This window comes from Marinoscillum pacificum (assembly GCF_024714495.1).
Lineage (GTDB): Bacteria > Bacteroidota > Bacteroidia > Cytophagales > Cyclobacteriaceae > Marinoscillum > Marinoscillum pacificum.
The window spans coordinates 380,285-399,346 of the sequence record NZ_JAMZMJ010000005.1 but is presented as its reverse complement, the minus strand read 5'-3'; the positions used below and the strand labels follow the sequence as shown (position 1 = coordinate 399,346).

The window sequence follows — 19,062 nt, the reverse complement described above, 5'->3', positions numbered from 1 at the left end:
TAAAGACTAGATTTGAATTACGCACAAGACTAAGTTAATTCTTAGTCACAAAAAAGCCGAGAACTTAATTGTGCTCGGCTTTCTTTTTATAAAAAAGAGACTGCCCTTTTGAGACAGCCTCTTTTTTCTTTCTATGGAAATTGATTACTTCAAAGAGTCAATCAAATCCTGATTTCTTTTTACATAACCGAAATCATTTCCACTAGCCTTGGCCGTCTCCATTGATTCTTTAGCTGTAGCTATAGCTTCTTTCTTCTTGCCTAAAGCAGCTTGGATCTTAGCTTTGGTGTGTACATTCCAGAATTGCTTGCTATTCTCTCCAACAGCTAAATACATGTTCATGTATTCTAACGCTTTATCTAATTCAGTATTCTGAGAGAAATAGAAGTTTGCTGCCTGCACATAAACTACAGGATTTACTTTTGTTTGCTTCTCAATCGCTTTAATAACATCTTCTACGAATGATACTTCAATAGGAAGTTTGAATGAAGCATCTGCCCAAGACATTTGAATAGCAGCTTTGGAGTTGTCCTCAGAGATGTCAGAAATGTTGAATGTAAGTCTTTCAACAGGCTCACTTAATTTGATAGCTTTTACAGTTGTTTTCACAACTTCATTAGCAGCATCATAGCCATTTACATTTCCGCCAATACTCAAATCTTTGTATAGAGATACAGTCCACTCTGATTTGCCTGGAGTAGAGAAGATTAAGTACTCTCCAGCAGGTACTTTTGTGCCAGCCACAGTTACTTCTGTGCTGAAAGTTACTTTCGTTCCAGAGTTAGCACCAGTTCTCCAAAGAACACCGTACGGCTGAAGGTAGCTATCGCCTTCACCAAATATTTTACGACCTTTCACTCCAGGTCTGAAGTAATCTACTGTAACGTCCGTTAGTCCAACTTTACTGTATACTGACCCAGCCGGGCTTGGTTGTGGGGTGTCAATTTGTGCTACAGCTGCAGTGCCATATACAAATAGGATACACAATAAGGTTAGTTTTGCGATTTTACTCATTGTTTTAAATAGGTTTTAGTTCATTTATAATGGATGATCTTTCTTCATACGAAAAACTTCCTCAATCGTTCTACTTGCGTGATGATGTAGTCCAGATCGCAAAAGATCTTCTGGGAAAGTATCTGGTCACAAACATAGGTGGAAATACTACAGTAGGCAAGATCGTAGAAACTGAGGCGTACAACGGAAGAAATGATAAAGCTTGTCATGCTTTCCATAAACGTACGGCCAGAACAGAAGTGATGTATCAATCGGGTGGTAGGGCGTATGTTTATTTATGCTACGGGATTCATCATTTGTTCAATATTGTGACAAATCAAGAAGGTCTGGCAGATGCCGTGCTCATTCGAGGAATAGAGCCGGTGGTTAATGTTGACATAATGAAAGGTAGAAGAGGAGCAAAGGTGCCGTATAAAAAACTCAGTGCAGGACCAGGTACGCTAAGTCATGCCATGGGCATAACAACTTCATTCAACAATACAGATTTACTAGGTGAACATATCTGGATTGGACGTAAATCTAATGAGTCTGTTGGCGAAGTTGTCACAGATGTTAGAATAGGGGTGGATTATGCAGAAGAAGATGCACTGCTGCCCTGGAGGTTTTATTTGGAAGAAAGTGATTTTGTTAGTGTGAGGAAGAAATCCGATAATAAATGAGGTTTGATGCGTTACTAAAAAGAAATCCCTAACCTTTTCGGGTTAGGGATCAATGCATTCATACACTTGTTTAATTTTGGACGCTGGTTAAGGCCCCTTCGATTGTTCAAAAGTATGATATATCGAATAAAAATAAAAATTATTAAAAATAATCTTTGAATATTCATATAATGAAGAAACAGCTGTTAGCGCTACTCGCTCTGTTATTCACATTTTCTAGTTATTCTCAATTGCAGTTTTTTAGTGATCCGGAGCCATTGGATTCATTAAATTCTGTAAAAGGCGAAAACTACATATTCTTCGATTTCGACAATTCAATTATTTACTATACAAGGGAAAGACACCCTGATAATGCCAATGGTACTCAAGATGTTGGAGATATTTGGATGAGTGCGGCGGAGGATGACCTTCAGGTTCCATTGAAAATGAAAGTGAATGACAAGAACTTCGCTTCTCCAATAGGAATGACCGCAGATGGTCAGTACTTCTTATACAATTATGTATGGTATGATAAGGGGTTGTACTACGGTAAAGTGATGGCACAGAATCAAAAAGGGAAAGTGCAGGAGTTAGAAATACCATATTTCAAGAATCGATCTCCTCTACAGACAGGTAGTATTTCGAATGATGGTAAATACTTATTCTTTAGTCTTGAAAATAATCTTGGCTATGGGGTGGATGATTTGTTTGTATGTTTCCTTGGAGATGATGGTAAATGGTCATCGCCAAGAAATCTTGGTAATACCATTAATTCAAAGTTTCAGGAGATATCACCTTTTCTAGCTCCTGATAATAAGACCTTGTATTATGCTAGTAATGGACAAGGTGGACAAGGGAGTTTCGATATTTTCTACAGTGTCAGACAGGATGATACCTGGCAGAATTGGAGTCAACCGGTAAACTTAGGAGCAACTGTTAATACCTCCGGAGCAGAGACCTCTTTCGTATTTAGCAATGATTCTGACTATGCTTATTTTGTATCTACACAAAATAGCGATGGGTATGGAGATATTAAGCGAATCAAGATCCAGGCAAATTTTGAGGAAGTGGCAGTTGATACTACTCAAGAAGTGGCTTTTGATATAGAGTCAGGAATGATGGATTATGTGACGTTCGAGTTACATGATAAAGCGAGTGGTGAACTCATTGCAGGAAATGCGGTGCTAACAGGGGATAATACATTGAATTTAGTTATTGGTGATGATGGTGTTCGATTCGATCAGAAAATGGGAGCGATTACCGTAGAATTTAAATCGGAGGGGTATTTCTCCTACAAGTCTAAATACGATCTAGATACCATGTCATTGGAAGAGACTTATTCAATAGCGTTAGATCCGTTGAAGGAGGGTAGTGTCATTACTTTGAGTAACGTACTCTTCTACAGAGGTACTGCCAATTTTATAGAAGGTTCTGAGGATGAGCTTGATTTGGTAGTGGAAATGATGGAAGAAAACCCAACGGTGAATATCTTCTTAAAAGGACATACGGACAATGTAGGTAATGCCATGCTGAATGTGGAATTGTCACAAGAAAGAGTTTACGCCGTTACGGATTACCTGGTTTCTAAAGGAATAGAGTCTTCAAGAATAGATGGTGAAGGGTACGGTGGTGAGCAACCTGTAGCCAGTAATACTAGCGAGAATACAAGAAAACTAAATCGGAGAGTGGAGTTTGAGATTGTGAGGGTTAATTAATAACCCTCTGCATAATCATCTCCTCGAGGATCAGCTCCTCCTTCTAGCTTGCCATCTGGTAAAATAAGAATGCAGTCATTTCTTCCAATTTTATCAACCTCTTGAAATTTGTAGCCTTGCTGTTCCAGTTCGGTTTTTGTTTCAGGTCTGATGGCTCCAGTCTCCATTTTTATTTGGTCAGGAAGCCACTGATGGTGGATTTTTTTAGCCTCTACGGCTTCTTGCATGGACATGTCGTAATCAACTAAGTTGATCACAGTTTGGAATACGGAAGTGATGATGGTGGCGCCCCCAGGACTACCAAGAACCGCTTTTAATTTTCCATCTTTCTCCAAAATAGTTGGGGTCATAGAACTCAACATGCGCTTACCTGGTGCAATTGCATTAGCTTCTGCACCTACAAGCCCAAAGAAGTTGGGAACGCCTGGTTTAGCACTAAAATCATCCATTTCATTGTTAAGCACAAAACCTGCTCCCTTTACCCAAACTTTGCAGCCATAATTCAAATTGAGAGTGGTTGTAATGGATATCGCATTTCCGTAAGAATCTACTATTGAAAAGTGAGTTGTCTGATCTGACTCATATGGCACATCTCCGCCTTTGATTTGAGAGGATGGAGTAATCTCTGTGATGTTAATCTCGTCAAATCGGTCGCTGTTGTATTGAGTAGATAAAATCTCTGCAACTGGAACCTGGTAGAAGTCTGGATCTCCCAGATGTTTCGCTCGGTCTGCAAATACACGCTTTTCGATCTCAGCCATTAAGTGTACGGCATTGGTGCTGTTATGTGGGTGATCGCCTAAATTAACTTGTTCTGCCCCTTGCAGAAGTTGAAGTAATGCAATTCCACCACTAGAAGTTGGAGGCATAGATATTACCTTATGACCTTTGTATGTTCCAACTAGAGGCTCTTTCCAAATAGCTTCATAGTTCTCTAAATCTTCTAATGTGATGATTCCATCACCGCGTTCCATTTCGTCAGCAATTTGTTTGGCTACTATTCCTTTGTAAAATCCATCACGACCAGAATCTCTAACGAATGATAGGGTAGCAGCAAGTTGCAATTGCCTTACGTAGGCTCCTTCATGCCAGCCGTCATCGTTGATAACCCAAGGAGTCCAATCATTAGCTTCTTTAAAGTCATCCTGTTTTTCGTTTAGTGCATCTGCTTCATCAGCTGTAATGCGATGACCTTCGAAAGCAAGGTTAATAGCTGGTTGAACTAATTCCCTCCACGGCATGGATCCATATTTTTGATGAATCTGCCACATTCCGGCAACGCTGCCTGGTACACCAGCACCGAGATGTCCTAATGTGCTTAATTCAGAGATGACAAGACCACTATCATTTTGGAACATGGTTTTATATGCTGCTAGTGGAGCCTTTTCTCGAAAGTCGAGTGTGGCAATAGCGCCATCGGATTCACGAATTACAGCAAATCCGCCACCACCTATATTTCCTGCTCTTGGATAAACAACAGCTAGCGCGAACTGAGTAGCAATTGCCGCATCATAGGCATTACCTCCATTTTTAAGAATGAATAGACCCGCTTTGGTAGCAAGTGGATGTGCAGAAACAACCATAGCACTATCTCCAATTGCTCCTGTTTTTGTTCTGTTGGAAGGTTCACTGCATGAACCAAATACGATGATTAGGGATAGGAAGAGGCTACTTTTGAGTATTTGCATTGATTTTCTTAGTTCGCTTCAATGACTTGTATTTCTTCGTCTTGACTCGTTTTTTTCCTCTGTCCTTTTTACTGTCGTATGGCCGGAAGTGCTTTCGCGATTTAGTAATTGGAATTTTATAATAGGAGGCATGGCAGCCAGTGAAAAGCTGAAGGCTGACAAGCAATAAAATGAAGGTGCCAAGAAAACGAAATCTTTGTCTCATATTTCTGAAACGACAAACTAACGATTTTCTTGGCATAAGTCCGAATTAGACATCTGCTAATTGCGGAGAATTTGAATTTTTTGCCGGTTTTATTTTTACGATGATGTTATTGTTGACGGCAGTGGCTTTAAAATCTTCTATCGTTTCCACTATATCATTGTCAACGAATATCGAATCCGTTTCATCAAAAACCACTGTAGAATCATTAGGAATGTTTCTAAGCGTTCTTCTTAAGTACGCTTTATTCAGGAAACTCACATCCTTTTCTAAACGAATGATGAAGGATTGATCAGCTTCTTCTTTTATAGTTATCGCCTGATGCAGATTGCTTTTGATGACAAAATAAATGCCGACGACAATCCCAACAGAGATGCCTATCAACAAATCGGTAAGTAAAATGGCAAATATGGTAATGACAAAGGGGAGAAATTGATCTTTACCCTTTGCATACATTACTTTGAAAATTGCCGGCTTGGTTAATTTATACCCAACAATGAGTAACACTGCTGCCAATGACGCTTTAGGTACCATATTTAGTATATCCGGAAAGAAAATAACGGACACTGCTATGAGTAAACCATGAAAAACGGCCGATACCTTTGTTTTACCTCCCGAACTGATGTTTGCAGTACTTCTGACAATTACAGCTGTAATAGGTAGCCCACCGATTAAACCAGAAACCATGTTTCCAATCCCCTGTGCTGTTAGTTCTCTATTGGCTGGAGCAATCCGTTTATAGGGATCTAGTTTGTCTACCGCATCCAAACTCAGAAGTGTTTCCAAGCTGGCAATTATGGCGATAGTTGCAGCAGAAATGTAAACTTGTGAGTTGCCTAATTGACTGAAGTCAGGGAATGTGAAGAAGCTGATAAATTCGCTAAATGAAGAGCTCACAGGCAACACTACCATGTGTTTTCCGGTCAGGAACAATGAAGGGAGAAATTTGGCATACAGTATGGTGTTAGCTATTACTCCCCACAGCACGGCTACCAATGCACCGGGCATTATTTTAGTCCAGCTTTGACGTTTCATAACTGGTTTTTCCCAAAATATTAATATCGCTAAGGCGACAATACTAATGATTAATGCTCCTGTATCAATATTTTGAAAGGCCAGTGCAATTTCTGTAAAAGTATTTTGACCGTCAGACTGAAGAAAACTTTCATCACCTTCATAGTCTTGATCATCTCCAAGAGCATGGGGGATCTGTTTTAGAATCAGGATAAGTCCAATTGCTGATAACATCCCTTTGATCACTGAAGATGGGAAAAAGTGACCTATGATGCCTGCTTTCAGGATTCCAAGAAGAAATTGTATAACACCAGCCATGAATACTGCTAATAGAAATGCCTCAAATGTGCCTAATGTGTCAATGGCGTTGATTACGATCACGGTAAGTCCGGCAGCAGGTCCACTTACACTTAAGTGAGAACCACTTATCATCCCGACTACCAAGCCACCAATAATGCCAGCGAGGATTCCAGAAAACGCTGGAGCATTAGAGGCTAAGGCTATACCTAGGCATAATGGTAAGGCTACTAAAGCAACGACAAGTCCCGCTGGTAGGTCGTTTTTGAGGTTGCTACCAAAATACTCTTTCATACTTTCTACGACTTTAAAAAATGGGGTAGCATGTCTATTATTACATATTTAGTGATACTACTCCTAACTTAAAACTACGGCGTAACAAATCTAAATTTTTTCTTATTTATAGCCATTATGATAAACATCATATAGGGGGTTGTGCTGGTTTAGGAGGATAACTTACTGGTTATCAATTAGTCAAATCAATATGATTAAAGAGATTTTTCAACTTATTCTTTCTGTTTTCGCATTATTTTAAATATCTTTCGGCTACTTAATCAATATCCCAACTCTACAGGTTTACATGAAGGCAAACATTAGTTCACACGACATTCCAAAAGGGTACCGAGTATACACGATCAAAGGAGTAGATCAACCAATTGTTGCAAGAAAGGGTGGTCCTACTGCTGATGCTGTAAAGCATAAGTCAACGTATGCCGAGTTGAGGAATAATCAGAAGGAATTTGGTGTGGCTTCAATGATGGCGAAGGTTCTAAGAAATTCATTGTCTGAAGGTTTGACAGAAATATGTGAGACTTACGTTTCTGGAAGGTTAACTGCTCAATTCAGAAACATAGCCAAATATGAAGATGGCCCTACTGGTACTCGTCCTTTGTATGTGACTAAGCATGGACATAACTTGAACGGGTTTGAATTCAATACGACTGCTCCATATGAGGAAATCTTTGGAGCTAAATATTTCCTAAAATCTAGTAGTAGAAGAGGACAGGTGATTCTTCATTTCCCTGCTTTTGTACCTGAGGATACGTTTAAGGCACCAGAAGGAGCTACTAACTTTAAAATCAATGCGCGTCTTGTAGCATTGAGTGATTATCATTTCGATCCTGAAGCTAATAGTTACATTGCGCTGAATAAAGACTTCCACGGTAAATTTGGATCCTATCAAAGCCCAATGTTGCCTATTTTGAAAATAGCTACAGAGCCAATGACCGCTCACGTTGCAGTGGATCAATTGGAAGTTCCAGAAAATACAGCATTGTTCTTACTTATGGCTGTTAGCTTTTATCATTATGAAAATGGAAAGTTTCAGCATTTGAACAAGGATAGTGGAATGACTATCAAACAAGTTTATTAAACAATTTCCTTGTCACACATGGTTGTAGTAAAATCATGAGTGATAAACATCCACGACGACATCAGGGAGACCCTGTAGGTGATAAATTATTTCTATTATTCAAGTCCGATCAAGGGCTATTACAGCAGTTTCGAGACTTAAAAACTAACACTGAGTTATCAACTTTTATCTCTGCAAACAGCTCAGTATATGAGTTGCTTGAGAATTTCTGTCAAACTGAATCCCACGACAACAAGAGAATAAATAATGGAGCTATATTCTTCGAAAAGAATGTCTCTGTTATTTTAGGTGTATTAGGATTGTATTCACTTCCTTATTGTTATGCTGGCGCTAACGGTGCCAGGGTCTTGATAGAATCAAAGAAGATTACGGAGCAATCAGGTAAACGTTTAGCAGAAACTGCGGAGTTTGTTTTTGAAGTATGTCATAAAGATGCCTTTGCTCCAGATCAAAAGGGATTTCTCTCCATTCTGAATGTAAGAGTAATGCATGCAGCTGCTCGTTACTACACCATAGGGAAAATCAATGATGAGGTCCCGGTAAATCAAGATGATCAGCTCGCAACTCTTTTAGCATTCTCACTAATTACTTTAAGAGGTCTACGCAAATTAGGTATCGATGTTAACCAGCAAGAATCTGTAGATTACCTGTATTTATGGAATGTTATAGGTGAAAAACTAGGCCTTGATCAGTGTAATCTTCCAGGTGATGTGAGACAAGCAAGTGTTTTGGATCGAGATATGAGAAGGCGTGAGTTCAAGCAAAGTCCTCAAGGCCAGTTGCTTACTCGATCCTTAATCGATTATATAGATCAGGAAAATAAGCAGTCTAGGCTTGTTAAAGGAGAGGATTTGTTGTATTACTTTCTAGGGGATCATGCTGCTATTCTTGGTATTAACCAATCTGCAGGCTATTCATCTTCGTTAATCAGAGGTGTATTCAATACACAAAAAGTGCTAGGTGATTTGAATGGGACTAATTTTAAAATGATTCGGCGGGATCTGAAAAAGCAATTAAAAGCTCTAGATACGGAACTTAGGTTCTGAAAATCGTATAAGGAACCATGAGATTCCCTTTTTTTATCGCATTATCCATTGTAACAATTTCCGTTACTGCACAATCCAAAACCGAAAGAACCCAATTATTATATCAGGAGGCAAGGGATCTTTATCGAAACAGAAATTTAGAGGCAGCTATTGACAAATGTGAAGAGTCGCTTAGCATAACAAGTACTGCAGATGCTTATTATCTCAGTGGACTCATTTACGAAGCTCAAGGCAAAGACCTTAGATCGGTATCTGCGTATGAAGCTGCATTGAAAATTGATCCAGATTATAATGAAGCACTCTTTCAAAAGGCAATTATTTATTTGAATTATGGAGATCCCGCTCAAAGTGTTAAGGATTTCAACGCGTTAATTGCTAAAGGAGGAGTTAATCAAACAAAGGGAATCTATTTTGAAAACGATCCTTCAGGTGCGAGCGGAACGTCTGTTGTTTCATTGGCTACTTTGGAGGGCAAAATATACTACTACAGAGCTCAGGCGCATTCGAAACTTGAGAGATTCGAATTAGCTCTGAAGGATTATAATGAAGCTATAGAGCTGGACTCTGCAGCAGATTACTATGTAGGAAGAGGCTTGGTTTACATGAAGCAAGATCAGAATGCTCTTGCGGAAGTTGATTTTAAAAATGCCATTAGTATAGATCCATCCAATCAACTTGCCTGGTATAATCTTGCTTTGATTAACCCATCTACTAAACTGCCTCTTGAGTTGCTAGAAGATAATTCTTTTGCTCCTACCTTGGGGCTGTTGGCGGCACAGTCAATGGTAGATGGAGATTATAAAACCGCGATAAAATATCTTAGTCAGGCAATTAAAAATCATGAGGAGTCATTACACTACATCAATCGAGGAAGAGCTTACATTAAGCTAAAAAAGTATGATCAGGCACGTAATGATTTTAATGCAGCTAGAAGAATTGAGCCGACAAGGTTTGAATGCATGCATTTAATTGGTAATACTTATTTCTTTCAAAAGAACTATCAGCTAGCTATTTCATTTTACAATCAGTACCTGACAGTAGATCCACAAAACGCCATGGTTTGGTTTAATGCGGCTATGAGTTACCTCGAATTGGAGTCTGAATTAGATGCTTGCCATTATTTAAATAGAGCAAATAATTTAGGCATGGTACAGGCAAAAGAGATGATAGATAAATATTGCCGATAGGATTTGTTATTTTTGGGATATGACCAAGTCGCGCACCCCATTAAAGATTGATATGCACACGCATATCTTGCCAGAGAAACTTCCGAACTTTGCTGATAAGTTTGGTTATGGTGACTTTATCAATTTATTACATCACAAGGATGGTGCAGCCTTAATGATGAAAGGGGATAAGTTTTTTAGAGAAATTGGCTCTAATTGCTGGGATCCTAAGCTGCGAATAGATGAGTACGCTCATTACCAGACTAAAGTGCAAGTCATTTGTACCATTCCGGTTATGTTCAGTTATTGGGCGGAACCAAAGGATTGTTTGTACCTCTCTCAGTTTCTAAATGATCACATAGCAGAAGTTGTTGATCAATACCCTCAGCATTATATCGGATTGGGTACAGTACCTATGCAAGATGTTGATTTGGCTATTGAAGAACTGGAGCGATTAAAGAAATTGGGAATACCCGGAGTGCAGATTGGATCCAATGTGAATCAGCACAATTTGAGTAAACCACGATTCTTTGAATTTTTTGAAGCTTGTGAGCGGTTAGATATGGCAGTGCTTGTCCACCCTTGGGACATGATGGGTAAGGAAAGCATGGAAAAATATTGGTTGCCATGGTTAGTAGGAATGCCTGCTGAGACTGCCAGAGCTATTAGTTCAATGATTTTTGGAGGAGTGTTTGCTCGATATCCAAAACTCCGTGTATGCTTTGCTCATGCGGGAGGCTCATTTTTACCAACTATAGGTCGTTTAGAAAGAGGGTACGATTGTCGTCCAGACCTGGTTGCAGTACACAACGATGTGAATCCACGTGACTATTTAGGTAAGTTCTGGGTAGATAGTATCACTCATGATGCAATGCTTTTAGAATATATCATTAAGCTCATAGGTTCCGATAAGATATGTTTAGGCTCTGATTATCCTTTTCCTCTAGGAGATTTAGAAATAGGTAAGTTTATTGAAGAAATGAATTTGCCGGAAGAGGATCTGGAGAATATCATGTACCGATCTACATTGGACTGGTTAGGTTTGGGTTCCAAAACCGAAGATCAGGCAATTAAACAATTATTAGACAAATCAGTTTAGTTTTTAATTACTAACCTGTCATTCTGGATACTTGATCAGTGTTACTGCTTTAGCTGAAAGATGATTCTTGCTGATTGTTTATGAAATCATTTATTGAGTCAGAATATGAAATTCATCTGGATGATACGTCCTCGGAGTATTTATATTTCACCGTTCGAGGGCCAAAATCTAACTATGATATTGCTAGACGCTTTTGGACTCAGGTAAAAAGCATATGCTCAGACTATTCTTTCAAAGGTGTTCTTCTGCACGATAAGCTTATGCTCGTGGATGATGTGAGTGTAGCTGATTATTATGCTTTGGCTACGTATATCGCTGAGGAGTTTAAAGGAGTTAAACTAGCTTACTTCAGACAAGATCTCCCAAAACTTATTCATTTTGCCGAAACAGTCGGTCTAAATAAAGGGCTTGGTAGCGGCGGTGTTTTCTATACCCTCGAGAAGGCGAAAGAATTTTTACTGGAAAACTAATTGATGCCGACTAAATCTTGGTGAAATAAGGGTGATAGAAGTTCCTTTAGGATTCAATCAGAGCAGTGCACTTTGTTCAGTTACAGAAAGGCCTGAACTTTTCACAGTCGAATTTTTGGCGTTTTTCGAATAGGCTTCATTGGTATAAACCAATAAAAGTATAAAAGCTACTAAAAGAGTTAACAATGTTAACAATCTTCTCATGGTTGTCTAAAGCGTTTAATGACGGTGTAACTGGTTGCTTCTGCAAGACTAATAAGGTTATTACAGTTAATGAAATTTATTAGACGAGTTATACAGATTTCTCGTTGATTAGGAATATTCGTTATTTTAACGATCTGATGTATTCTATCGCTTTTATGACACCAGTGCTAGCCTTTTCGGTGAAGAACTTAATGGATTGGCTAGTTCTTATGGAGGGCATATTTGGGTCTACGATGATTTTAGGGATGTGGGAATTTACATAATCTAACAGGCCTGCTGCAGGGTATACTACCAGAGAGGTTCCAACTACCATGAAAATATCCGCCTGCATTGCTTGTTCTATGGCTGTTTCCATCATTGGTACCATTTCACCAAACCAAACAATATGTGGTCTTAGTTGGCTGCCCTTTTCACATAAATCTCCTGTTTTGAGTTCCCAGCCATCTAAGTCATAAACTAGTGATTCATCCTGGGTGCTGCGAACTTTAAATAGTTCACCATGAAGGTGAAGGACATTAGTGCTTCCTGCCTTTTCATGCAGGTCATCTACGTTTTGTGTGACAATGATTACATCATAGTCTTTTTCAAGTTCTGCTAAAGCCAGATGCCCTGGGTTTGGCGAAGCTGTTAAGGCTTGTTTCCTTCTTTGGTTATAAAAGTTTAAAACCAACTCTTGATTTTTAGCCCATCCTTCAGGACTTGCTACGTCCATCACATCGTGACCTTCCCATAGTCCGCCTGAATCTCGAAAGGTCTTTATTCCACTTTCAGCACTGATACCTGCCCCAGTTAGTATGACGATTTTCTTTCTCACTGTATAAAGCTAAAAGACTAGAGTGAAAAGTCGAGGGTGGTTTGGTGAAATTTGAATGATTAAAAAAATGTCAAAAAACTGTGAGGGTGTAATTTTTGATTGCTGTGTGAAATAAAGGTCTAAAAATCAATTGTTTAAGGAGGTGAAGTCTGGCATGTTTATTGTTTTTAGGTTTTATGAGTCTTTATGAATTTGTCTTTCATTTTTGGAAATGATTAGGTAAATCATAATATTCACATTCTTAATTTATCACCATTATAACTAAATATGAAAAAGAGATTTTTAAGAGTTTCTTCGATGTTTATGGCGACTTTGATTTTGTCAACTCAAGCATTGTTTGCAGCACCTGCAAATATGGAGTTGGAAGTGGCTGTAGAAGATGTTGAATTTGATGCTGTAGCTTTTGAAGCTGAGTTTGATGAGCTTAATGAGGTAGAAGAGTTAGTAGTAACTAACGAAATCACTTCTTTGGAAGAGCTTTCTTCTCTAGATGCTTCAATTGACATGACGTCTTTCAAAAGTGTAAATTCAGTAGAAGGTACACAAGGTTTCCAGTGGAGCAACTTTGATTGGCCATCAGGTTTGTGGGGTTTCCTTTGTTGTCCAATTGGATTCTTCGTAGTGATTACTAACAAGAACAAGACTTCAGATCAGAAAACTTCATTCTGGATTGGATTAGCTGCTAGTGTTGTATTGAGCGCTATTACTTCTCCATTCTACTATAGTTATTAATTAGTAGTAGATTCGAACAAAATAAAATGGGCCGTAAGGCCCTTTTTTTATGAAGCACCTCTTTTATTGTCTTTTAATTGTGCTAGGAGCACAAAGTTCGTTAGCGCAAAATTTTGGTACTAGAATTGAAGCCAAGTATAGTATCAAAGAAATCAGTCCGGACAAGAAACAATCGCTAATTGTAGGAAAAGTCTTTTACGACTTAAATAAAGAAACTTTAATACATAGCCAGTCTTTTCCTAGAGAGCAGATTCTGGTTTTTAAGGATACAGCAGCTTACATTGTGTTGAATGATAGTGTCTTGCGAACGTCATCCTCAGCAATGACAGTGGGTTTTTCCATTTATCATTTACTTCTTAAAAATGAAATGGATGATTTTGGTTTGTCTAAGATGGGGTTTAAGCTGATGGATGTAGAGGAAGTAGGAGAACAGGTGGTGTCTAAATGGAGGCATCCTGCTAGTGAAGAAGGGTATGTTGCTATTACGCAATCTCAGGGACTTTTAGAAGGTATTATCTTCTACAAAAAAAAGGGTGAACCCCTGGTGAAGCAATATTTTAAAGAACACCAGAAAGTGGGGCGATACATGTTTCCAATGAAGATCTATGAAATCATTCATACACCTGCTGGAGACAATAAGAAGATTACTACTCATAGTGAAATAAAGATTGACGATTTTGAAGATGAAGCAGCTGTTTATTCTGTTTTTGATGATATTATCTTGCCAGTTATTCGCTCAGGTCAAATCCATTGATTTTGAGAAAGAGCTCACAATAAATAAAAAAGTGGAGCATCGCCACTACGGCGAATACTTTAAGAAGGCGGATAATGAGGTTGAAATGCTCTACACAGGAGCATTTGTATTTTATAAAAGCTTTATTAGCTCTCAGGATGGGAGTACTTGCTCGTTTACTCCTTCATGTTCTGAATTTGCTGTGCAAGCAGTAAAAAAGCAAGGCTTAGTGAAAGGTACAATTTCATTTTTCGATCGGTATACCAGATGCAATTCATTGAGTCCTGGTTTTTACAAACTTGATAAGAATAAAAATAGATTAGTGGATGAGGTGGGAGAGTTTTAGAAAGTCTATTCTGATATTGATTCTACTAGGCTGTAAAATGCTAGGTTATGGTCAGGATCTTTTTGATTACGACAACAGTAAGAAATATGCAGATTATTTATTTGAGGCAGGTAGATATGAAGAATCTGCTACAGAATATGATCGAGTCGTTTATTTAAATGCAAATGACACCTCTGCCTGGCAAAACTTATTGGTCAGTATGCAGTATCTGGAGTTATATCAAGAATCCATTCAAAGATTACATGCAATTGAGGCCATTTCTACATCGAGCATAGAATTCGGGAAAATACACACATATGCATTGTTTTCCAGTAGTCGTTTTGAAGAAATCAGTAGTGTAATTCCATCATATTCATTTAAATCTACTGATGTTGTATTCCTTAATTCTGCTTCATTCGCTCTAGCTGGAAATTGGGAAAATGCACAAATGGAGACGGGAAAGATAAAGGATGCTCCATATCTGGTACAACAGATGCATGATATTTCAGTCGAAGCTCAAGAAAGAAATCGTAAAAGTCCGTTTCTGGCAGGAGCATTGTCTACTGTTGTTCCAGGAATGGGTAAAATCTATACTGGAAGATGGAAAGATGGATTGTTTTCTTTGTTGCTGATTACAACTACTGGTTATCAAGCCTATAGAATCATCTCTGAGAAAGGGATAGATCGCCCTGGAGCCTGGATTTTTGGTGGTCTCGCCTTAGGGTTCTATACCGGTAATATCTATGGTAGTGTAAAGTCTGCGAAAGTTTATAATGAGTTTGAAGAGAAGAAGTATGAAGATCGCGTTCAGTATCTTTTGGATATTTATTACGGTAGGTAGTCTATCGGCACAGTCCATCTCTCAAACCATTGAGTTGGCGGAGAAGTCATTCGAGCTAGGCCAATATGAGAATGCTGCATCGTTTTATAAACGCGTGCTATTCTTTGATAAGTCTGGAGATTACGATTCCTTGACTGTGGAAGGGTTGGCATGGTCTAGTTATTTGTCTGGAGACTATGAGGTTTCTTCTAAATACTTCAAGACTCTAACCAGAATGAAAGAAGATCAAGGCTATGAGTTGATGGAAATACTGTCGTTAATGAAGCAGAGTGACTTTCTCAATGCCAAACGAAGTGTATTAGCCTATCGTCCTGCAAATGAGTTTGGTGAACGCAATAGACAAATAATGAAGTCCTTGATTGACTTCCAGTTGGGAGATTATGATAGGGCAAAAGAGGGTTTTTTAAAACTAGATGCATCTACTGATCAATTAGAAGATGTTTACAAGGCAGTAGATAAGGTCAACAGGAAAACCAAAATGAAAGCTATCTTGCTTTCTGCTATTTTCCCTGGGTCTGGGCAAGCATATTCAAAGCACTACAAAGAAGGCATAAATTCCTTGATAACCATCTCTGCTTTTGGTGCTGCCTATGTTTTCACTATTACAAATTATGGAATTGTGGTCGGGCTTATAAGTGTATCACCATGGTTTCAGCGCTACTATGTAGGGGGGATGAATTCTGCTGCTGACTTGCTAGTAGAATATAAGGCTGAGCAATTTGATCAGCTTTATAATCAGCTTGTGTCTGAATATGCAGGTATGATTCAGGTGAATTTTGAATAGTTTGTGCTTTTCCTACTCGTTATTGATGGGTTTTAGTGCATTGTTGTTCGCTCATTAAAAAAGCCCTGACATAAATTGTCAAGGCTTCATTGTGAGTTATTTGAATCTGGTCTTAGAAAATAATAATTAACAATAGAACAATGATGATAGCTGCACCAACGGAGATGGTTACTGTGCTGCCATTGGTTTTAGCTACTTTTAGCTCTTTCTTAATATCCACCAATTCGTCTTTCATTTGTGTTCTTTCGAACTGATCCATATTAGATCTGTCCATTTCACGGATTTGCTCCACTCTGTCCAATAAGTGTTCTACGCGTGCTCTGACTTCTTTATCAGATTTATGTTCAATGTTCTCTTTCGTTAGTTTAGCATCACTGGCCATTGAAGCGAAAGATGTTAACGTAAACATTAAGGCCAGTATGATAGATTTTGATTTTTTCATGTGATAAAAAGTTTAAGATTCGAGTTATAAACTTCGGATCACCTGAGATTGTTTGAAAACCTCAATATTTAACTATTATGCAGGGATATAAACGATCTTCTTTGTTTCAAAGAATTCATCTTCAAAATATTCGCTGATGTCTTGGGTAGTATGTGATCTACCAAACTCTTTAAGCTCGTCATCCAAATCTCCGCCTTTTAATAGAAGATATCCGTTGGCAGCTGTTGGATGATCACTTGCTTCTATTAATTTGTTAGACCATTGATAAACTAACTTGGTTCTGGCAACAGCTCTGGAAACTATGAAGTCGAATTTTTGCTTAATCTTTTCAGCTCTAATATGTTCAGCTTTGACGTTTGTAAGCTCTAGTGCTTCTGCTACGCCTTGTACCACCTTGATTTTCTTGCCAATACTATCCACTAATAGGAATTGACAATCAGGGTAGAGGATAGCTAATGGAATACCCGGAAAACCACCTCCAGTTCCAATATCCAAAACTCTTGCTCCTGGAGAAAATGTCAAGTATTTGGCAATAGCGAGGCTGTGTAATACGTGTCTAGTATAGAGTTGCTCAATGTCTTTTCGGGAGATTACATTGATTTTTTCGTTCCACTCAGTATACAATTGCTCTAACTGGCTGAACTGTTCTTTTTGCTTGTCTGATAAGTTCGGAAACTGATCAAAAACTTGCTGAACACCTTGGCTCATTAAATATGTTTCTTTTTGTCTTTGACTAATTCGTACATCAGTTCTCTAGCTCTGTGTAGTTGAGCTTTTACTGTACCAAGAGGTGCGTCCAATTCTTGCGCTATTTCTTCGTAAGAAAGCTCATCAAAATATCGGAGTTTAACCAATCGCTGATACTTTGCTGGAAGCTTGGTTACAAACATTCGTACGAGTTCGATCTTCTGTGTATTGATAGCTTCCTGATCAGGAGTTCTATCCCCATCTTCCACATCAATGTTTACAGACTCACCACTATCATCCGTAAATGAGGTGTTCAAACTGTATGTTTCCAGCTTTTTCTTGCGAATAAAATCTATGGCGTTGTTCGTTGCTATTCTGAACAACCATGTACTGAAAGTGTAGTCCTTTTTGAATCTAGCTAGATTTTTAAATGCTTTGGCAAACGCTTCGATGGTTAGATCTTCTGCATCATCCACATTCCTTACCATTTTCAGAATCATGTGATAAACCGGCTTTTTATAGCGGCTCATTAATTCAGCAAATGCAGACTCATCATTTTCTAGAGTTGCTCGGTCTATGAGTTTGAAGTCTTTTAATGCCTTATCTGAAAACTGCCTTTTTACTTCTTCCATCTAATATTTCTTTCTAGCATCGCTCTGATCGCAATCAGAGGTAAAAAAACCGCGTATACTAAATCCAATATAGGATACCAGATTAACCGGAGAGGTGTTCCTATTTTGGTGGCGATTTTTTTGAAAAATAGTCCTTTTATAAGTACCAACAACGCAAAGGGTACAATAATTCTCCAGATAGTATCCGAAAAACCTATCAAATATAGGAAACTCAGCCATAAGCTACTGTGCAATACAGCGCTTGTGGAAAGTTTTTGCTTAAATTTTTCTTGATAGTATTTACCAACGGAGAGATGTCTAGTTTTTTGAGTCAGGTACTTTTTCCATGTACGTTCTGGAGCGGAATAGGTTAGCGATTCAGGATGAATATTGATAGATACTTCGGCATGTGCCACCATCTTCTGAACCAGAAGATCATCATCTCCTCCGGTAATGTGCTCAATTCCTTCAAAGCCATTGATGGACTTATACAGGGATTTGGTATATGAGAGATTACGTCCTACACCCATGTAAGGAGACTTGTTGGCTGCAGCTGATAGATATCGACTAGCGGTCATAAAGGTCTCATATTCAGTAATAAAGGAGGTGAGTCGGTTGGATTGTTGATATGGACTTACTCCAAGAACTAAATTGATTTTGTTGTGAATGTTGAGTGCATAACTCTTTATCCAATTTCCTGAAGCAGGTTGGCAATCAGCGTCAGTTAGCAGCAGCCATTCATGAGATGCTTTTTCTATGCACTTACTTAGGACGTATTTTTTACTATTCCAGCCAGCAGGTGTTTTTTTAATTATGACTGAAGTTAAATTTCCAGCTTTAAGTGATTGAATGTACTCTATAGATCCGTCGGTGCATCTATCCAATCCTACAATAACTTCGAATGAAGCGTAGTTTTGATTGAGAATGGAAGGAAGGTTTAACTGAAGGTTCCCCAACTCATTGTGAGCACAAATAATGATGCTGAATGGGATAGAGTCATCTTTTGAGTATGGTTGTTTAATAGAGTTAACCCTTCGCCAGGTGACAAGCGTTTGGTATCCATTGATCAGAGTCAACGCTAGAAAAACGATGTATACAGCAGTAATCAACACGATGGGTAAAGATAGAAGCCTAAAATTCGTGCATTTCATTCCGAGCCAACTATTTT

General features: G+C 38.6%; 20 protein-coding genes. 12 read left to right on the top strand and 8 right to left on the bottom strand.

The window, feature by feature from the left end; all coding sequences use genetic code 11:
* Positions 1-144: 144 nt before the first annotated feature.
* Complete coding sequence (locus NXS00_RS14725; protein WP_258099985.1) at positions 145-1,014, bottom strand: DUF2911 domain-containing protein; 870 nt, start codon at positions 1,012-1,014, stop codon at positions 145-147.
* A 29-nt stretch (positions 1,015-1,043) separates the two neighbouring features.
* Between NXS00_RS14725 and NXS00_RS14720 the strand changes: the two genes are divergently transcribed.
* Positions 1,044-1,673 carry a DNA-3-methyladenine glycosylase gene (locus tag NXS00_RS14720; RefSeq protein ID WP_258099984.1) on the top strand — a complete coding sequence of 210 codons (630 nt, stop codon included), beginning with the start codon at positions 1,044-1,046 and terminating at the stop codon, positions 1,671-1,673.
* Positions 1,674-1,843: 170 nt separating this feature from the next.
* Entirely contained in the window at positions 1,844-3,367 is a 1,524-nt protein-coding gene (locus NXS00_RS14715; protein ID WP_258099983.1) for an OmpA family protein, read from the top strand.
* Here NXS00_RS14715 and ggt read toward each other — a convergent pair.
* Together ggt and NXS00_RS14705 are read right to left on the bottom strand one after the other, a co-directional pair.
* On the bottom strand, positions 3,364-5,055 hold the full coding sequence (ggt, locus tag NXS00_RS14710) for a gamma-glutamyltransferase (RefSeq protein WP_258099982.1): 1,692 nt from the start codon (positions 5,053-5,055) through the stop codon (positions 3,364-3,366). The two genes, NXS00_RS14715 and ggt, sit on opposite strands and share 4 nt — an antisense overlap.
* A 250-nt stretch (positions 5,056-5,305) precedes the next feature.
* Complete coding sequence (locus NXS00_RS14705; RefSeq protein ID WP_258099981.1) at positions 5,306-6,862, bottom strand: SulP family inorganic anion transporter; 1,557 nt, start codon at positions 6,860-6,862, stop codon at positions 5,306-5,308.
* Positions 6,863-7,148: 286 nt separating this feature from the next.
* On the opposite strand from NXS00_RS14705, the gene NXS00_RS14700 reads away from it, so the two are divergent.
* The 5 genes from NXS00_RS14700 to NXS00_RS14680 all read left to right on the top strand — a co-directional run bounded on the left by NXS00_RS14700 (position 7,149) and on the right by NXS00_RS14680 (position 11,721).
* Complete coding sequence (locus tag NXS00_RS14700) at positions 7,149-7,940, top strand: hypothetical protein (protein WP_258099980.1); 792 nt, start codon at positions 7,149-7,151, stop codon at positions 7,938-7,940.
* Positions 7,941-7,975: 35 nt separating this feature from the next.
* Positions 7,976-8,986, top strand: coding sequence for an oxygenase MpaB family protein (locus NXS00_RS14695; protein ID WP_258099979.1), 1,011 nt, complete (start codon positions 7,976-7,978; stop codon positions 8,984-8,986).
* A gap of 17 nt (positions 8,987-9,003) precedes the next feature.
* Positions 9,004-10,173, top strand: coding sequence for a tetratricopeptide repeat protein (locus NXS00_RS14690; RefSeq protein ID WP_258099978.1), 1,170 nt, complete (start codon positions 9,004-9,006; stop codon positions 10,171-10,173).
* 19 nt (positions 10,174-10,192) lie between these two features.
* Positions 10,193-11,251 carry an amidohydrolase family protein gene (locus NXS00_RS14685; RefSeq protein ID WP_258099977.1) on the top strand — a complete coding sequence of 353 codons (1,059 nt, stop codon included), beginning with the start codon at positions 10,193-10,195 and terminating at the stop codon, positions 11,249-11,251.
* 80 nt (positions 11,252-11,331) lie between these two features.
* Positions 11,332-11,721 (top strand): hypothetical protein, encoded by a 390-nt coding sequence (locus NXS00_RS14680; protein WP_258099976.1) that lies wholly within the window; start codon positions 11,332-11,334, stop codon positions 11,719-11,721.
* A 325-nt stretch (positions 11,722-12,046) separates the two neighbouring features.
* Here the strand turns inward: NXS00_RS14680 and NXS00_RS14675 are convergent, their stop codons facing one another.
* Entirely contained in the window at positions 12,047-12,739 is a 693-nt protein-coding gene (locus NXS00_RS14675; protein WP_258099975.1) for an SIR2 family NAD-dependent protein deacylase, read from the bottom strand.
* 267 nt (positions 12,740-13,006) lie between these two features.
* On the opposite strand from NXS00_RS14675, the gene NXS00_RS14670 reads away from it, so the two are divergent.
* From NXS00_RS14670 to NXS00_RS14650, 5 genes are read left to right on the top strand one after another with little or no spacing between them, the layout of a single operon-like run.
* Positions 13,007-13,471, top strand: coding sequence for a hypothetical protein (locus NXS00_RS14670; RefSeq protein ID WP_258099974.1), 465 nt, complete (start codon positions 13,007-13,009; stop codon positions 13,469-13,471).
* A 49-nt stretch (positions 13,472-13,520) separates the two neighbouring features.
* Positions 13,521-14,225, top strand: coding sequence for a hypothetical protein (locus tag NXS00_RS14665; protein WP_258099973.1), 705 nt, complete (start codon positions 13,521-13,523; stop codon positions 14,223-14,225).
* Complete coding sequence (yidD, locus tag NXS00_RS14660) at positions 14,182-14,550, top strand: membrane protein insertion efficiency factor YidD (protein WP_258099972.1); 369 nt, start codon at positions 14,182-14,184, stop codon at positions 14,548-14,550. The genes NXS00_RS14665 and yidD overlap by 44 nt, the downstream gene beginning before the upstream one ends.
* Entirely contained in the window at positions 14,531-15,370 is an 840-nt protein-coding gene (locus NXS00_RS14655) for a hypothetical protein (RefSeq protein WP_258099971.1), read from the top strand. The genes yidD and NXS00_RS14655 overlap by 20 nt, the downstream gene beginning before the upstream one ends.
* Complete coding sequence (locus tag NXS00_RS14650) at positions 15,324-16,154, top strand: hypothetical protein (RefSeq protein WP_258099969.1); 831 nt, start codon at positions 15,324-15,326, stop codon at positions 16,152-16,154. Before NXS00_RS14655 ends, NXS00_RS14650 begins: the two co-directional genes overlap by 47 nt.
* Positions 16,155-16,266: 112 nt before the next feature.
* Here the strand turns inward: NXS00_RS14650 and NXS00_RS14645 are convergent, their stop codons facing one another.
* The 4 genes from NXS00_RS14645 to NXS00_RS14630 form a co-directional block, all read right to left on the bottom strand.
* Positions 16,267-16,596, bottom strand: coding sequence for a hypothetical protein (locus tag NXS00_RS14645; RefSeq protein WP_258099968.1), 330 nt, complete (start codon positions 16,594-16,596; stop codon positions 16,267-16,269).
* A 75-nt stretch (positions 16,597-16,671) separates the two neighbouring features.
* Positions 16,672-17,304: a 16S rRNA (guanine(527)-N(7))-methyltransferase RsmG gene (gene rsmG, locus NXS00_RS14640; RefSeq protein ID WP_258099967.1), complete on the bottom strand. Its 633-nt coding sequence runs from the start codon at positions 17,302-17,304 to the stop codon at positions 16,672-16,674.
* Positions 17,304-17,915: an RNA polymerase sigma factor gene (locus NXS00_RS14635; protein ID WP_258099966.1), complete on the bottom strand. Its 612-nt coding sequence runs from the start codon at positions 17,913-17,915 to the stop codon at positions 17,304-17,306. The genes rsmG and NXS00_RS14635 overlap by 1 nt, the downstream gene beginning before the upstream one ends.
* On the bottom strand, positions 17,903-19,045 hold the full coding sequence (locus tag NXS00_RS14630; protein WP_258099965.1) for a glycosyltransferase: 1,143 nt from the start codon (positions 19,043-19,045) through the stop codon (positions 17,903-17,905). Before NXS00_RS14630 ends, NXS00_RS14635 begins: the two co-directional genes overlap by 13 nt.
* Between the last annotated feature and the right edge of the window lie 17 nt (positions 19,046-19,062).

Excerpts from the sequence above, each read along its gene's own strand:
- NXS00_RS14725 (WP_258099985.1), bottom strand. The coding sequence starts at position 1,014 with ATGAGTAAAATCGCAAAACTAACCTTATTGTGTATCCTATTTGTATAT.
- NXS00_RS14720 (WP_258099984.1), top strand. The coding sequence starts at position 1,044 with ATGGATGATCTTTCTTCATACGAAAAACTTCCTCAATCGTTCTACTTG.
- NXS00_RS14715 (WP_258099983.1), top strand. The coding sequence starts at position 1,844 with ATGAAGAAACAGCTGTTAGCGCTACTCGCTCTGTTATTCACATTTTCT.
- ggt (WP_258099982.1), bottom strand. The coding sequence starts at position 5,055 with ATGCAAATACTCAAAAGTAGCCTCTTCCTATCCCTAATCATCGTATTT.
- NXS00_RS14705 (WP_258099981.1), bottom strand. The coding sequence starts at position 6,862 with ATGAAAGAGTATTTTGGTAGCAACCTCAAAAACGACCTACCAGCGGGA.
- NXS00_RS14700 (WP_258099980.1), top strand. The coding sequence starts at position 7,149 with ATGAAGGCAAACATTAGTTCACACGACATTCCAAAAGGGTACCGAGTA.
- NXS00_RS14695 (WP_258099979.1), top strand. The coding sequence starts at position 7,976 with ATGAGTGATAAACATCCACGACGACATCAGGGAGACCCTGTAGGTGAT.
- NXS00_RS14690 (WP_258099978.1), top strand. The coding sequence starts at position 9,004 with ATGAGATTCCCTTTTTTTATCGCATTATCCATTGTAACAATTTCCGTT.
- NXS00_RS14685 (WP_258099977.1), top strand. The coding sequence starts at position 10,193 with ATGACCAAGTCGCGCACCCCATTAAAGATTGATATGCACACGCATATC.
- NXS00_RS14680 (WP_258099976.1), top strand. The coding sequence starts at position 11,332 with ATGAAATCATTTATTGAGTCAGAATATGAAATTCATCTGGATGATACG.
- NXS00_RS14670 (WP_258099974.1), top strand. The coding sequence starts at position 13,007 with ATGAAAAAGAGATTTTTAAGAGTTTCTTCGATGTTTATGGCGACTTTG.
- NXS00_RS14665 (WP_258099973.1), top strand. The coding sequence starts at position 13,521 with ATGAAGCACCTCTTTTATTGTCTTTTAATTGTGCTAGGAGCACAAAGT.
- yidD (WP_258099972.1), top strand. The coding sequence starts at position 14,182 with ATGATATTATCTTGCCAGTTATTCGCTCAGGTCAAATCCATTGATTTT.
- NXS00_RS14655 (WP_258099971.1), top strand. The coding sequence starts at position 14,531 with ATGAGGTGGGAGAGTTTTAGAAAGTCTATTCTGATATTGATTCTACTA.
- NXS00_RS14650 (WP_258099969.1), top strand. The coding sequence starts at position 15,324 with ATGAAGATCGCGTTCAGTATCTTTTGGATATTTATTACGGTAGGTAGT.
- NXS00_RS14645 (WP_258099968.1), bottom strand. The coding sequence starts at position 16,596 with ATGAAAAAATCAAAATCTATCATACTGGCCTTAATGTTTACGTTAACA.
- rsmG (WP_258099967.1), bottom strand. The coding sequence starts at position 17,304 with ATGAGCCAAGGTGTTCAGCAAGTTTTTGATCAGTTTCCGAACTTATCA.
- NXS00_RS14635 (WP_258099966.1), bottom strand. The coding sequence starts at position 17,915 with ATGGAAGAAGTAAAAAGGCAGTTTTCAGATAAGGCATTAAAAGACTTC.
- NXS00_RS14630 (WP_258099965.1), bottom strand. The coding sequence starts at position 19,045 with ATGAAATGCACGAATTTTAGGCTTCTATCTTTACCCATCGTGTTGATT.